Raw genomic sequence first — 15,043 nt, forward strand, 5'->3', positions numbered from 1 at the left:
GCCCTAACCCCGCAGGGGGTTCGGCAGGGGGGTGTAGGTGGAGTCGCCCCCGTCTGCGTCGGTCCAGCGTAGGAGCAGGTTGGTTTTGGCCGGGACGGACGGGGCGGCGAGCAGGGTGCGGACTTCGGGGTGGTCGGTGAAGCGTTGGAAGACCTCGCGGGCCTGCGGCCACAGCTCGTCGGCGACCGCAGGGCACTGCTCCGCCACCGCTCCGGCGATCTCCAGCAGATGGTTCGTCACCAGGCAGTAGACCAGCCGCTCCCAGCCGTACCCCCCGTCCACGCCGGGTGTGGGGACGTCAGTCCCCATGCTCGCCAGCAGTTCGGCATGCCGCTCCCGCAGCAGCTTCACCCCCTCGTGGTCCCGGAAGACCGCACGGCTCGGCATCCCGTCCGCGTCCATCGCCACCAGCACGTTCTGCAGATGGCACTCCAGCACCACCCCGTGCTGGAAGAACGCGTGCAGCACCGGCGGGACCACCCGCTCCACGTACCGCCGCCACCACTCGACAGCCCGAGGCATCGCCGCGGGCAGCGGACTGCCGTCGAACCCCTCGCTGAGCCCCGCCGACAGCAGCGGCCGCGCCCCCGCGCCGAACCCCTCCCGGACCAGTACCGCGTAGGCCTCGTAAGCGTCCTCGCCGCCGACCCCCGCGGTGCGGTACCCGCTGTCGGCCAGCATGGACGCCCCGGCCGGGGCGTCGGCGAAGGCCTTGGCGACCGCCTCGTCCACCGCTACCAGCCAGCGCAGATCGCGCAGCCACAGCCGGCGGATGTCATTGGTGATCCGCACGTCCAGGCTGAACTTCAGTGACAGGTCGGCCTCCGGCAGATACACCGTGCGCACCGACGAAGTCGCCCAGGCTCGCTCCGCGGTCACGCCGAGGTCGATCAACCGGCCGTCTCCCACAGCCATGTGATCACCGATCAGCCGCAGTTGCCAGGGGTGGGCCGGCAGCACCCGGTACCCCTTCGGTGCCCGGTCGCCCCAGAGCACGTCCAGGACGCCGGTGTCGCCCTCGCCCGCCAGCAGGTCCTCGCGCACCCCGAGCAGCCTCAGCGGGAACTCCGCACAGGCCTCCGGCGCATACGGCAGCCAGGCCTCCGGCGGCCCACCGCCCCGGGTCTTGGCCGCCGGGTGGTAGCGGTGTCCGGCGACCAGCGCCTGCTCGGAGCGCAGATACAGGTCGTCGGCGGGCCGCGCCACCGCGCGGGCGGCCAGCAGCGCGGCCACCACCTCCCTGCTGTCGCGGATCTCCGCGCCGAGCGCGGTGTTCCGTACCCCGGTCCGCGCCTCCAGTTCCCGCTCGGCCACCGCGATCAGACCGGCGAGGTCCAGCGGCTGCCAGCCCTCCGGGGTCCGCAGTTCGGGGTCGGAGGGCCACCGGCCGGGTGCGACCCGCATCACCGCGCCGCTCGCCGGCAGCAGCAGCGCCCCGCCGTCGACACTCCGGGCCAACTCCCTGACCAGGCAGTTCAACAACCCGGTCCGGGCCACCAGATCAGCCGTCCCCATACGTTCACCCCTTCAAGAGCTGCGCCCCCGTCCTGAGCTGGGGTATGACCTAGTCTCATGCATTCCGAACCAGGTTCGTTGGAAACCTCCTTCGCCGCCGAGCTGCGCGCGGTCCGCCCCGGGCTCGTCGCACCGTACCGGGAGGCGCTGCCCGGTGCGCGGGCCGCGGTACTGGCGCGGTTGTGGCGCTCGCTGTGCTTCGAGGAACTGCCCGGCCTGGACCGGCGCCGGCTGCGCGGACCCGAGGTGCGGCCCTACGACAGCGGAGCGCCCAAGGACGAGCTGACGGTCTGGGCCGACGGCACGGAGTACTCCCGTCCGGCGGCACTGCTCGCGGCGCTGGGCGTCCCGGGCAGCGCCGGGCTGGTCGCCGAACTGGAGCACAGCACGGCCTCGCTCGCCCTGTCCCGGGCGGGCGCGGCCGCGTCCGGCCCCGTCGAACCGTCCGACCGCAGCGCCGGTGCGCTGCTGCTCGCCGCGGAGCAGAGCGTCGTCGACGGCCATCCGTACCACCCCTGCTGCCGCAGCCGACCGGGTCTCACCGTCGCCGACCAGCTGGCGTTCGCGCCCGAGCACCACCCCGTGGTCGGCCTGCGGCTGCTCGCGCTCCCCGCCGCGGACTGCACCGTCGTCGGGGACTGGCCGGACCGGCTGCGGGACGCCGGGGGGCGGCTGCTGCTGCCGGTCCACCCCTGGCAGGCCCGGGAACTGCTGCCGGGCCTCGGCCTGGAGGTCGAACCCGGCGCCGGGCTCCCGGCCCACCCGCTGCTGTCACTGCGGACCCTCGCCCCGGCGGACGGCGGCCCGCACATCAAGACCGCCCTGTCGCTGCGGATGACCTCGTCGGTCCGGGACATCTCCGGCGGCTCGGTGCTCGACAGCGCCCGGCTGTCCGCCCTGCTGGAGGACGTGACCGGACGCCTGGACGGACAGTTGGTGATCTCCCGCAACCTGGCCGCGGCGGGCGTCCTGGTCGACGGAGCGCTGAGCCCGGCCCTGGCCGCACTCCTGCGGGAGTCGCCCGAACTGGCGGCCGGGCCCGGCGAGCGGGTGGTGCCGCTGGCCGCGCTGACCCCACCGGCGCACCGGCCGGCGGACTGGCTGCGCTCGCTCGCCCGGCTGCTCTGGCCGCCGCTGCTGCGGCTGCTCTCCTGGGGGGTCGCCCTGGAGGCGCACGGGCAGAACCTGCTGGTGGTTCTGGACCCCGAGGACCGCCCACTGCGCCTGGTCTACCGGGACCTCGCGGACATCCGCCTCAGCCCGCGACGGCTGGCCGGCATCGGGGTGGGCACCGACGGCCTGGGGACCCGCATCCTGGACGACGATCCGCTGGCGCTGCGCCGCAAGCTCTACGGCTCCGTGCTCGGCGGCAGCCTCAGCGCCCTGGTGTCGGCCTTCGGCGGCGGCGACCGCAGCTCGGAGGCGGCGCTGTGGTCCGCGGTGGCCGAGGAGGCCGAGCGGGCTGCCGACGTCCTGTCCCCGGAGGACCGGCGCGCGCTCCTGGAGCAGCCGCTCCAGGTGAAGGCCCTCTGCCGGATGCGCCTGACCTGCGGCCCCACCGGCGACCAGTGGACCGCACTGCCCAACCCCCTGGTGGTATGACCGGCGGCAATCGGGCGGCAATCTGCGCCGTAAGAGTTCTTAAGGCGAGAATCCGACGTTGGTAAGGCTACCCTTGCCAATGTGAGCACCTGCACCTCCCTCTCCAGGGAACTGACTGAGCCCCTGAGCGGCACGGCCGCCATCGGGACCACCTGGCTGCTGCTCGAGCAGCCGGGTCCCTGGGGTGCGCGGGCGCTGACGGAAAGCCATCTGCCCCCCGGACTCGGGCAGGCGCTGGAGGCGCGGGCCGAGGGAACCGGACTGCGGATCGCGCTGATCCGCCGCCCCGGCCGGCACGCCGACGCCCCGCCGACGCCCTCCCGCCAGGTCTTCCTGGCACACACCCGTCCGGGCCACTCCTGGATCCGCTCCCTGGACATCGAGGACCCGGCCGAACTGCTCGCGCTGGACTTCGCCGCCCTCGCCGCGGGCGACCACGGCGGCATCGGCAGCGCCTACCAGGGCGAGCCGCTCGCCCTGGTGTGCACCAACGGACGGCGGGACCGCTGCTGCGCCCTGCTCGGCCGTCCGCTCGCCGCCGAACTCGCAGCCGGCGGCCACGCCCAGGTCTGGGAGGTCACCCACCTCGGCGGCCACCGCTTCTCGCCCACCGTGCTGGTGCTGCCCTACGGGTACCTCTACGGCCGGATGTCCGCCCACCAGACGAAGGAGATCCTGGAGGCCACCAAGGACGGCCGGATGGTGCCGGAGTGGTGCCGCGGCCGCTCCTTCTGGGACCGTCCCGGCCAGGCCGCCGAGCTGGCGGTCCGCGAGGCGATCGGCGAGGACGCAGCCGAAGCCCTGACGGTCGCTCAGCACCGGTTGGCCGAGGACCTCTGGTCCGTTTCGGTGGCCCATGCGAACGGCTGGCGCTGGCACGTCGAGGTCCGCCGGACCGAGGCCGGGCCCGCCCGCGCGGAGAGCTGCCTGGCGTTCCCGACCCGTCCCGACCGCTTCGAGGCGGTGCTCATCACCGCGATCCCCCAGTCGGTTCCCGGTCACGACCGATCCGAACCGGCCACCGGACCAGCCCGCTAGGGGCTACGCTGGAAAACGCCCCCGGGTGCGCCTCCCCCGTCGCACCCGGGGGTCTTGCTGTCCCCCGCGCGAGCCCCGTCCGGGCCCGTCGTCCCGGCGTCCGGACCGCTCAGACCGCGCCGGCGCCGGTCAGCGCCCGTACCTCCAGCTCCGCGTAGCCGTCCGGATCGGCGCTGCTGCCCGAGGTGACCGTGCCCAGCCAGCCGAAGAGGAATCCGCACGGGATCGAGACGATCCCGGGGTTCTGCAGCGGGAACCAGTGGAAGTCGACCCCGGGGAAGATCGCCGCCGGGCTGCCGGAGACCACCGGTGAGAAGACCACCAGCACCAGGGCCGGCACCAGCCCGCCGTAGATGGCCCAGGTCGCGCCGCGGGTGGTGAAGCGCCGCCAGAAGAGGTTGAAGAGCAGCGCCGGGAGGTTGGCCGAGGCCGCCACCGCGAAGGCGATGCCGACCAGGAAGGCCACGTTCAGCTTCTGCGCGAACAGACTCAGCACGATGGCCACCACACCGATCACCACCGCGGCGATCCTGGCCACGACCACCTCCTGGTGCTCCGTGGGCTGCTCCTCGTCCTGGTGCCGGAAGGCCCTGGCCCACAGGTCATGGGCGAAGGAGGCGGACGAGGCCAGGGTGAGGCCGGCCACCACGGCCAGGATGGTGGCGAAGGCCACCGCCGAGGTCAGCGCGAAGAGCACCGCGCCGCCGTTGCTGCCGCTCCCGCCGCCCAGCACCTCGGACAGCAGCGGCACCGCCGTGTTGCCCGCCTCGTTGGACGACCGGATCGTCGAGGCCCCGACCAGGGCCGAGGCGCCGAGGCCGAGCACGATGGTCATCAGGTAGAACGAGCCCACCAGGCCGATCGCCCACATCGCCGAACGCCGCGCGGCCCGCGCCGTCGGAACGGTGTAGAACCTGGCCAGGATGTGCGGCAGACCGCCGGTGCCGAGCACCAGGGCGATGCCCAGGCTGACGAAGTCGAGCCGGTTGGTGGCGCTCCCGCCGTACTTCAGCCCGGGCGAGAGGTAGGCGTCGCCGAAGCCGCTGCCCGAGGCCGCCGACCTGGCCAGCGAGCCCAGGTCGCCGTGGAAGCGGACCACCACCAGCACGCAGAGCAGCAGCGTGCCCGAGAGCAGCAGCACGCACTTGACGATCTGGATCCAGGTGGTCGCCTTCATCCCGCCGACCGTCACGTACACCACCATCAGCGCGCCGACCCCGACGATGGTCCAGCCCCTGGCCTGGCCCGAGTCCAGCCCCAGCAGCAGCGACACCAGGCTGCCGGCCCCCACCATCTGCGCCAGCAGGTAGAACAGCGTCACCACGATCGAGGAGATCCCGGACGCCGCACGCACCGGCCGCTGCCGCATCCGCATCGCCAGCACGTCACCGATGGTGTAGCGGCCGCAGTTGCGGACCAGCTCGGCGACCAGCATCAGCACGACCAGCCAGGCCACCAGGAACCCGATGGTGTACAGCAGCCCGTCGTAGCCGTAGAGCGCGATCAGACCGGTGACGCCCAGGAACGAGGCGGCCGACATGTAGTCGCCGGAGATGGCGAAACCGTTCTGCAGAGGACTGAAGTCGCGGCCCCCCGCGTAGAAGTCCTCGGCCGCCCGACTGCGCCGACCGGCCCAGGCGGTGATGCCCAGGGTGACCACGACGACACCGACGAACAGGCCGATGGCCAGCGTGTGGTGACTGCCCCCGGCGGTCGCCGCAGCGGCGGTGTCCATGGACTGCTCCCCTCCTGAGGACCTCATCGGAGCCGGTCCTGGGTCTCCCAGCGCAGGCCGAGCGCCAATCGGTCCCGCCGGTCGCGGGCGTGCCGGGCATAGAGCCAGGTGATCAGGAAGGTCGAAGCGAACTGCAGCAGTCCGAGCGCCCAGGCGACCGTGAACGGGCCTGCGATCTGACGGTCCATCACTCCGGGCAGGGTCACCGCGGCGACGATGTAGACCAGGTACCAGGCCAGGAAGGCCGCACAGGCCGGGAACACGAAGCGGCGGTACTCACGGCGGACCTCCCGGAACTCCTCGCCCGCCTGGACGTGCCGGTAGACCTCGGCAGCCCGGGGCGCGGGTTCAGCCACCCCCTCAGCCACCCCCCTGGCCACCTCCGTGTCGACCGGGGCCGCCGGCCCCGCCACGCCCGGCTCGGGGGCCGTCCGCGCAACCCGCTCCGGGCCCGCCCGCCCGGGCCCGGGCTGCCCCGGTACCACCTCGGCCTGCTGGGGCTCGGCCTCCTGTGTCTGGCCCTGCTCCGGCTGGGCCTGCTGCGGCTGGGCCTGCTGCGGCTGGACTGCCTCCGTCCGGGCCGCCACGGCCCGGGGCCGCGACGCCGGCGCCGCCCACCAGTCGAAACCGGCGGCACCGCCCCGCCGACCGTCCTGGTCTCCAGCCGGCGCCTCGGCGGCCTGCGCCTCCGGCGGCGTTTCCGGTTCCCGGTGTCTCAACAACTGTGCTCCCGCGTCGATGGAGTGACGGGTCCCCCGGATTCCCCTCCCGTCTCCCCCAGCATGCTGAGCGCCGGGCGCCGCCGTGGTCCGGTGTGCGGACGTTCACCCCATCAGGTGATGCGACCGCTAACCGTGCGAGAGACCGTGCCGGTAGGCGTAACCGACCGCCTGGGCCCGGTCCCTGACCCCGGTCTTGGCGAAGAGGTTGTTGATATGGGTCTTGACGGTGGCCATGCTGACGAACAGTCGGGCGGCGATCTCGGCGTTGGAGAGCCCGTCGGCGATCAGGCCCAGCACCTCCGCCTCACGCGCGGTCAGCCCGTCCGGCAGCGTCGGCGCGACGGCGGCAGGGAGCGCCGGAGCCGGATCCGCAGCAGCCGCGCCGGACGGGGCGGGCGAGGCGGACGGAGCGGACGGAGCGGACGGAGCCGCGAAGCGCTCCAGCAGCCGACGCTGGATCTGCGGCGAGAGCCCGGCCGCTCCGGCCCGTACGTCGTTGATCGCCCGGGCGATCTCCTCGGCCCCGGCGTCCTTGGTCAGATAGCCGCGGGCGCCCGCCTGCAGGGCCGGGAACAGCGAGTCGTCGTCCGCGTAGGTGGTCAGCACGACCACCTCGGTGGCGGGATGCGCGGCCCGGATCCGGCGGGTCGCCTCCACCCCGTCGCACCGGGGCATCCGCAGGTCCATCAGCACCACGTCGGGCAGTTGCGCGGCGGCCAGCGCCACCGCCTCCTCGCCGTCACCTGCCGCTCCCACCACCTCGATCCCGGGGAGCAGCCCGAGCAGCATCACGATCCCCTCGCGCACGACCTTCTGATCGTCCGCCACCAGTACCCGCACCACAGCGTCGCTCATCGCTCCACCCTAGGCGGCGGGCACCCTCAGCAGGACCTTGAACCCCTCGCCGTCCGGTCCGGCCTGCAGGGATCCGCCGAGCAGTTCGGCCCGCTCGCGCATCCCCAGCAGCCCCAGCCCGCTTCCGCTGCGGGTCAGTTCGGCGCCGTCCGGGCCGTCCTCCCGGCGGGCCGCCGCCCCGTTCCGCACCTCCAGCTCGACACTGCCCTTCAGGTACGACAGCCGGATCGCGCAGGGAGCCCCCGGAGCGTGCTTGCGGATGTTGGTGAGCGCCTCCTGCGCGGTGCGCCGCACCGCCACACCGGCCTCGGCGCCGAGCGGACGGGCCAGTCCCTCGATCTCCACGGTCGCCCCGTCGGCCTCCGCCAGCGTCTTCAGGAACTCCGACACCGGCGCGAACTCACCGCGCAGCGCCGACAGCGCCTGCTTGGTCTCGGCCAGCCCGTCCTGCGCCATCCGCCGCGCGGCGACGATCCGTTCGCGCAGCTGCGCCCGGTCGGCGCCGGCGTCCAGCATCACCCGGGCCGCCTCCAGGTGGACCAGCTGCGCCGACAGGCTGTGCGCCAGCACGTCGTGGATCTCCCTGGCGATCCTGGCCCGCTCGGCCAGTGCCGCCGACTCCGCCTCGGCGACCCGCGCCGCCCGCTCCTGCGCCAGCAGCCGCTGGGTGTTGGCCCTGGCCTCCCAGTCCATCCTGGTGACGTAGCCGAGCACGCCCAGACCGGTGATGACGGCGGCATTGCCGTAGCCCTGCACCGAGGCGGACGCCAGCAGCAGGAACAGCAGGGTGCCCAGGGACACCGCCGGGACCGCCACGATCAGCGGGAGCCGCTGCAGCGAACCGAGGGCGATCACGCACATCAGCAGGACGCCGAGGGCCTCGCCCCCGTTGGTCACCGCGAACAGTGCCTGGACGAAGACCACCGCCACCCAGAGCAGTGCCGGGGTCAGCCGCTGCTCCCGGCTGCGGCGCAGGAAGCGCCAGAAGGCCAGCACCCCCACGGCGGCGATCGCGGCCACCGCCCAGGTGTGCGCCGCGTCGCGGTGCTCCTGGGCGAAGGTCACCCACAGCACCGCGCCGAGCCCCACGCACCGGCCCCCGTAGGCGAACCAGAGCCGGGCACGGGTCCGGCCCTCCCGGTCGACCGCCTCCCGGGAGGGCCATTCGGTCCAGTTGTCCACGCCGTGTCCGTCCGTCATCCGTCGGGCCGTCAGCCCACCGCAGGGACACCGTACGACGGGCCCGTCTCGCGTGCCCTCCAGCTGACCACGGCGGTGCGCACCAGCAGCACGGCGGCCAGCGAGAGCAGCAGCACGCCCTGCCCCTCGGCCACGCCCATCGCGCTGCCGACCGCGTAGAGCGCGATCCTGGCGACGATCATGCCGACCCAGGCGAACCCGGTGGCGACGGTGCCCTTGGCCCAGACCGTACCGGAGGCGTCCCGCCAGACCCGGGTGGTGAAGCCCCAGGCGAAGCCCATCGCCACCTCCAGCAGGATGCTGACCACCAGCAGCGCCACCGAGGCGGTGCGGTGGGCGTGGTCGATCAGGCTGTGGTCCCTGAGGGCCAGGACGGCGAGGACCGCGGGGACGACCAGCATCCTCCGGCTGTCGCTGGCGATCCGCCGGGCCCGGAACTGACGGACGACGACATAGATCACGACCACGACGGTCAGGGCGACGTTCGCGGTGCTTCCCATGATCTGCTCCGGTTTCGAGGGGTTCCGAGGGGTGCTGAAGACACTCTCGAAGGTACGGATCGGCGCAGCTCAGAGCCTCGGAGCAGGGGTGGAAGCGGGGATGGAGAAGGCCCTCCACCCCAGGGTGGAGGGCCTGCCCGGGACCTGCCCGGGACCTGCCCGGACGGGGTCAGACGTCGATGCGGGAGCGGTCCAGCAGTGCCGCCGAGTCCACGATGAACTGCTTGCGGGGGGCCACGTCATTGCCCATCAGCAGGTCGAAGACCTTCTCCGCGGCGTCCAAGTCGCCGACGTTGATCCGCCGCAGGGTGCGGTGCCGCGGGTCCAGCGTGGTCTCCGCCAGTTGGTCGGCGTCCATCTCGCCGAGGCCCTTGTAGCGCTGCACCGGCTCCTTCCAGCGCTGCCCCTTGCGCTGGAGCTCCAGCAGGGTGTTCCGCAGCTCGCTGTCGGAGTAGGTGTAGAGGTACTTCTCCTGGCCCTTGCGGGGGTTGGTCAGCTCGATCCGGTGCAGCGGCGGCACGGCCGAGAACACCCGCCCGGCCTCGACCATCGGCCGCATGTACCGCTGGAACAGCGTGAGCAGCAGGATCCGGATGTGGGCGCCGTCGACGTCGGCGTCGGCGAGCAGCACGATCTTGCCGTAGCGGGCCTGGTCGATGTCGAAGGTCCGGCCCGAGCCCGCTCCTATCACCTGGATGATCGCCGCGCACTCGGCGTTCTTCAGCATGTCCGAGACGGACGCCTTCTGGACGTTGAGGATCTTGCCGCGGATCGGCAGCAGCGCCTGGAACTCGGAGTTGCGGGCCAGCTTGGCGGTGCCGAGCGCGGAGTCCCCCTCGACGATGAACAGCTCGCTGCGGTCGACGTCGTCGCTGCGGCAGTCGGCCAGCTTGGCCGGCAGCGAGCTGGTCTCCAGCGCGGTCTTGCGGCGCTGGGCCTCCTTGTGCTGCCGGGCGGCGACCCGGGTGCGGGCGGCCGCGACCACCTTGTCCATCACGGCTCGGGCCTGGGCCTTGTCGTCGCGCCTGGTGGAGGTGAGGAACGCCTTGAGCTCCTTGGCCACCACCGCGGCCACGATCCTGGTCGCGGCGGAGGTGCCGAGCACCTCCTTGGTCTGGCCCTCGAACTGCGGCTCGGCCAGCCGGACGGTGATGACCGCGGTCAGGCCCTCGGTCGCGTCGTCCTTGGTGATGTCGTCCTCGGCGACCCGCAACAGCTTGGCGGCGCGCAGCGCCTCACCGAGGGTCTTGGTGAGCGAGCGTTCGAATCCGGCGACATGGGTGCCGCCCTTGGGGGTGGCGATGATGTTGACGAAGGAGCGCTGGGTGGTGTCGTAGCCGGTGCCCCAGCGCAGCGCGATGTCCACCCCCAGCTCCCGGGTGACCTCGGTCGGGGTCATGTGGCCGAGGTCGTCCAGGACCGGCACGGTCTCCTTGAAGCTGCCGGTGCCCTGCAGCCGCAGGGTGTCGCAGACGGCCTTGTCCGGAGCCAGGAAGTCGCAGAACTCGGCGATGCCGCCGTCGAAGCGGAAGGTCTGCTCGTCGGTGGGCGCCCCGTCCAGGGCCCGGTCGTCGCGCACCACGATGGTCAGCCCGGGGACCAGGAACGCGGTCTGCCGGGCCCGGGCGTGCAGGTTGTCCAGCGAGAGCCTGGCGTCCTTGAGGAAGATCTGCCGGTCGGCCCAGTAGCGGACCCGGGTGCCGGTGCGGCCGCGCGGCGCCTTCCTGGCTTTGGCCAGGGCGCCGTTCGCCCCCGAGGCGGCGGTGAATCCGGCGTCCGGGCCCTCGCCCGCGAAGGTCCCGGGGGTGCCGCGGCGGAAGCTGATGGCGTGGGTGTGGCCGCTGCGGTCCACCTCCACGTCCAGGCGCGCGGAGAGCGCGTTCACCACCGAGGCGCCGACACCGTGCAGACCTCCGGAGGCCGCGTAGGAGCCGCCGCCGAACTTCCCGCCGGCGTGCAGCTTGGTCATCACCACCTCGACCCCGGAGAGGCCGGTCTTCGGCTCGACGTCGACCGGGATGCCGCGGCCGTTGTCGCGCACCTCGACCGAGTTGTCGGCGTGCAGGAACACCTCGATCCGGTCGCAGTGGCCGGCCAGCGCCTCGTCGACCGCGTTGTCGATGATCTCCCAGAGGCAGTGCATCAGGCCGCGGCTGTCGGTGGACCCGATGTACATGCCGGGCCGCTTGCGGACCGCCTCCAGGCCTTCGAGGACGAGGAGGTGCCGCGCGGTGTAGGAACCGTCGCTGGCGGAGCTCCCGCCGGCGCTGAGGGCGGCGGTCGGCACGGTTGTTTCGGCGGTCACGCGCTACTACTCCGGTCTCTCGATGCGGTGGCGCTTCGCTCGTCGCGGCCACCTGCGGGCTTCACAGGCTCGGGGGCGGGCCCCCGAGTCGTTGGACTCCTCAATGGTCGGTCCGGTCAATGGCCGGTCCGGCGCTACGCGGAGCGCGAACACGGGCCCTTTTCCTGGCCCCCCTGCGGGAGGCCGGTGCACCATGGCGTCAATGCTGCCGGGATGCAGGCTACCGGTGTGTGGGCTGGGGCTTCTGCTCCGACCTGCTCGCCGCTTATGCTACGCGCACCCCGTAGGGTAAGTCGGACAAGCGTTCGATATCCCGCACGAGTGACGTGCATGCCATAGTCGGCAGCAGGCATGAACCAAGGGAGCGCGGGGCACGTCCTCTCCAACAAGAGAAAATCCCCGAGGCTCCAAGGGGAGAAGCGGCAGCGACACAGCGGTCACCGCCGTCTCCCCTCCTCCGCTCCTTCAGGCGGGGGATCCCCTTCCCGGCTCAACGGCCGGGCCGACCCGCACCCGAGCGTCACAAAAGAAAAGCCGCAAGCGGGAACGTTTTCGGCCTGGTTGGATGTTGACCCTGGTACGACAGCTCGTCGAGCTAGAGAAGAGGCGACGTGACTACAGTTCTGACCCCCGCGAGCCCGCTGACCGCAGCTGACCGTTGCGACCGGTGCGGTGCCCAGGCCTACCTGCGCGTCGTGCTGGCATCCGGCGGCGAGCTGCTCTTCTGCGCTCACCACGGCCGCAAGTTCGAGCCGGAGTTGAAGAAGATCGCAGCCGAGATACAGGACGAGACCGGCCGGCTGACGGCCGCACCGTCGTCCTCGGGTGAAGAGGATCACTGAGGCGCTCCACCGGGCTGCGCTGAAGGCAGCCCCGACGACGAGCTGAACAGCGACGAAGAGCCGGGCCCCGACCGAGAGGTCGGGGCCCGGCTCTCTGCGTCCGCCGCGCTGCCGGCACGCAAGGTGACGCATATCACACCCTGTCAGCTCACAGTGCGTCAGGTCACAGCTGGCCCCGCACCGCGTCGGCCATCGCGGCGACCCTGGTGTACACCCCCGGGTGGCCCGCCTCGGCGCAGCCCGTCCCCCAGGACACCAGGCCCACCAGCCGCCCGGCGACCACCAGCGGGCCCCCGCTGTCGCCCTGGCAGGCGTCACGGCCGCCCCGGGACTGGTCCCCCGCGCACACCATGCTGCTCGCCCGGAAGGCGCCGTCGGGGTAGTCCCGGGCGCAGGTGGAGTCGGCGATCATCGGCACCTGGACCGAGTGCAGCGTCATCGGGTACTGCCCGTTGCCCCTGGTGTCGCCCCAGCCGTAGACGGTGGCCGCCGTCCCCGGCTGGTAGGGCGCCGTGGCGCCCTGGTCCACCAGCGGGAGCACCGCGCGGCCCGGCTGGGGCACCGCGAGAGTGAGCACGGCCACGTCCCACATGTTGCTGCGCATCGAGTAGTCGGGGTCGATCCACACCTGCGAGACCGGCACCTCGGAGCCGGCCGAGGTGGACAGGTCGCTGCGGCCGACGATGACCCTGAGGTCGGGCCGGTTCGCCGGACGCATGGTCGACTCGTCGTACAGGCAGTGCGCCGCGGTGACCACCTTGGTCGGGGAGACCAGCGTCCCTCCGCAGAACTGCCCGGAGCGGTAGTCGCCGTAGACCGACCTGCTGCCCAGGGCCACCATCCAGGGCTCCTGCTGGGTGCTGGCCCCGGTGCCGCCGATGATCCGCAACTGCCCCTGCGCCAGGGCCGGGGTACTGGTCGCCACCGGTACCGGCAGCGCGGCCAGCAGGACCAGCAGGACCCTGCGCCCCCTCCGCCGCGCCACTGCCCCCGCCGCCCCGGCCGCCTCCGCCGTACGCCTCTTGCCCGCCACCCGTCGCCCTTCGCCGCTTCCGCACCCCTGCGCACATGCGCATGGCTGCGACCCAGCGTATGCGCCCGGTCACGCTCGGCATCCGGTCGGCGCGCACAAAGGCGGCGGGCACATCCCTTCGAGGGATGACGCCCGCCGCCGGTGCCTGCTTCCTGCCGGGTGCGGCTCCGCTAGTCCAGGTAGTCGCGCAGGACCTGGGAGCGGGAGGGGTGGCGCAGCTTGGACATGGTCTTGGACTCGATCTGGCGGATCCGCTCGCGGGTCACGCCGGCCGGGACGACCGCCTCGGAGTCCTCGATCAGGTCGCCGAACTCGCTGTCGCCGTCCTCACCGAGGGGGGTGTGCAGCGAGATCGGCTCGCGGCCGTACTTCTGCACCTCGACGACCTTCTCCGGGGTCATGTCGAGTTCCTTGGCCAGCTCCTCCGGGGTGGGCTCGCGGCCCAGGTCCTGGAGCATCTGCCGCTGGACGCGGGCCAGCTTGTTGATGACCTCGACCATGTGCACCGGGATCCGGATGGTGCGGGCCTGGTCGGCCATGGCGCGGGTGATCGCCTGCCGGATCCACCAGGTCGCGTAGGTGGAAAACTTGTAGCCCTTGGTGTAGTCGAACTTCTCGACCGCGCGGATCAGACCCAGGTTGCCCTCCTGGATCAGGTCCAGGAACAGCATGCCGCGGCCGGTGTAGCGCTTGGCCAGCGAGACCACCAGCCGGAGGTTGGCCTCCAGCAGGTGGTTCTTGGCGCGGCGGCCGTCCTCGGCGATGATCTCCAGCTCGCGCTTGAGCTTGGGGGCCAGCTTGTCGGCGGCGGCCAGCTTGTCCTCGGCGAAGAGGCCTGCCTCGATCCGCTTGGCCAGCTCGACCTCCTGCTCGGCGTTGAGCAGCGGGACCTTGCCGATCTGCTTGAGGTAGTCCTTGACCGGGTCGGCGGTGGCGCCGGCCACGGCGACCTGCTGGGCCGGGGCGTCGTCCTCGTCGTCGTCGGAGAGCGTGAAGCCCTGCGACTCCTCCTCGCCCTCGACCGGTTCGCCCTCGGCCTTGGCCGGTGCCGCGTCCTCGGCGGCCTCGTCCTCGGCGCCGAGGTCCTCGTCGGACTTGGTCTTGCCCGCGGCGGTCTTCTTGGCTGCGGTCTTCTTCGCCGGGGCGGCCTTCTTGGCGACGGCCTTCTTCGCCGGGGCCGCCTTCTTGGCCGGAGCGGCGGTCTCCAGCACCGGCGCCGCCTCGTCGAGGTCGTCGGCCGGCCCCGCCGGGACCACCACGGCGGCGGGCTGGGGCGCGGTCACGGCGGCGGCACGCGGTGCCGCCGCCCGGGTCGTGGGAGCGGGAGCCGCAGGCGCCGTACGCGTCGGCACGGCCCTGGTCGCGGTCGCCTTCGTCGCTGTGCTCTTCGCCGCGACGCTCTTGCGGGGGCGCTTGGGGGCGGACGACTCCGCCGCGCTCACCATCAGCGTCACACCCTCCTCATCGAGGACCTGGTTGAGGCTGCGCATGACGTTCTTCCACTTGGTGACCGGGATCTGGTCCACCTCGAAGGCGTGGCGCACGTCATCGCCGGCGATCTGCCCCTGTGCCTTACCCCGCTCGATGAGTGCCATCAGCGCGGTGGACTCGGCGATTTCGGGGGGGAGCGAACGGGATGTGCTGGCCGACACGAACAACCTCTCGGACGTGAGTGAACAGAAACCGACCCGTGAGG

General features: G+C 72.4%; 12 protein-coding genes. 3 read left to right on the top strand and 9 right to left on the bottom strand.

The window, feature by feature from the left end:
• Positions 1-3: 3 nt before the first annotated feature.
• Positions 4-1,515: an IucA/IucC family protein gene (locus tag IF29_RS0124965; protein ID WP_030259058.1), complete on the bottom strand. Its 1,512-nt coding sequence runs from the start codon at positions 1,513-1,515 to the stop codon at positions 4-6.
• A 57-nt stretch (positions 1,516-1,572) separates the two neighbouring features.
• Here IF29_RS0124965 and IF29_RS0124970 point away from each other — a divergent pair, with 57 nt between their 5' ends.
• Both IF29_RS0124970 and IF29_RS0124975 read left to right on the top strand, forming a co-directional pair.
• Positions 1,573-3,117: an IucA/IucC family protein gene (locus IF29_RS0124970; protein WP_030259061.1), complete on the top strand. Its 1,545-nt coding sequence runs from the start codon at positions 1,573-1,575 to the stop codon at positions 3,115-3,117.
• 81 nt (positions 3,118-3,198) lie between these two features.
• Positions 3,199-4,155, top strand: coding sequence for a sucrase ferredoxin (locus tag IF29_RS0124975; RefSeq protein ID WP_037596476.1), 957 nt, complete (start codon positions 3,199-3,201; stop codon positions 4,153-4,155).
• A 109-nt stretch (positions 4,156-4,264) separates the two neighbouring features.
• Here the strand turns inward: IF29_RS0124975 and IF29_RS0124980 are convergent, their stop codons facing one another.
• The 6 genes from IF29_RS0124980 to IF29_RS0125005 form a co-directional block, all read right to left on the bottom strand.
• A complete protein-coding gene (locus tag IF29_RS0124980) occupies positions 4,265-5,890 on the bottom strand; it encodes a solute symporter family protein (protein WP_030259066.1) in 1,626 nt (541 codons plus the stop codon).
• A gap of 23 nt (positions 5,891-5,913) precedes the next feature.
• Positions 5,914-6,609: a DUF485 domain-containing protein gene (locus tag IF29_RS49065; protein ID WP_380524554.1), complete on the bottom strand. Its 696-nt coding sequence runs from the start codon at positions 6,607-6,609 to the stop codon at positions 5,914-5,916.
• A gap of 129 nt (positions 6,610-6,738) precedes the next feature.
• On the bottom strand, positions 6,739-7,467 hold the full coding sequence (locus IF29_RS0124990) for a response regulator transcription factor (RefSeq protein ID WP_030259071.1): 729 nt from the start codon (positions 7,465-7,467) through the stop codon (positions 6,739-6,741).
• A gap of 9 nt (positions 7,468-7,476) precedes the next feature.
• A complete protein-coding gene (locus IF29_RS0124995) occupies positions 7,477-8,667 on the bottom strand; it encodes a sensor histidine kinase (protein WP_030259073.1) in 1,191 nt (396 codons plus the stop codon).
• 11 nt (positions 8,668-8,678) lie between these two features.
• Entirely contained in the window at positions 8,679-9,167 is a 489-nt protein-coding gene (locus tag IF29_RS0125000) for a DUF1453 family protein (protein WP_030259076.1), read from the bottom strand.
• 169 nt (positions 9,168-9,336) lie between these two features.
• Positions 9,337-11,472 (bottom strand): DNA gyrase/topoisomerase IV subunit B, encoded by a 2,136-nt coding sequence (locus tag IF29_RS0125005; protein ID WP_030259078.1) that lies wholly within the window; start codon positions 11,470-11,472, stop codon positions 9,337-9,339.
• A 611-nt stretch (positions 11,473-12,083) separates the two neighbouring features.
• Between IF29_RS0125005 and IF29_RS0125010 the strand changes: the two genes are divergently transcribed.
• Complete coding sequence (locus tag IF29_RS0125010) at positions 12,084-12,314, top strand: DUF7455 domain-containing protein (protein WP_030259079.1); 231 nt, start codon at positions 12,084-12,086, stop codon at positions 12,312-12,314.
• Positions 12,315-12,477: 163 nt separating this feature from the next.
• Here the strand turns inward: IF29_RS0125010 and IF29_RS0125015 are convergent, their stop codons facing one another.
• The gene (locus IF29_RS0125015; RefSeq protein WP_030259082.1) at positions 12,478-13,299 is read right to left on the bottom strand and encodes a S1 family peptidase; all 822 of its coding nucleotides are present in this window, start codon (positions 13,297-13,299) and stop codon (positions 12,478-12,480) included.
• A 218-nt stretch (positions 13,300-13,517) separates the two neighbouring features.
• Positions 13,518-14,999, bottom strand: coding sequence for an RNA polymerase sigma factor (locus IF29_RS0125020; protein ID WP_030259083.1), 1,482 nt, complete (start codon positions 14,997-14,999; stop codon positions 13,518-13,520).
• Positions 15,000-15,043: the final 44 nt, after the last annotated feature.

It is taken from the genome of Streptacidiphilus jeojiense (assembly GCF_000719095.1).
Classification (GTDB): Bacteria; Actinomycetota; Actinomycetes; order Streptomycetales; family Streptomycetaceae; genus Streptacidiphilus; species Streptacidiphilus jeojiensis.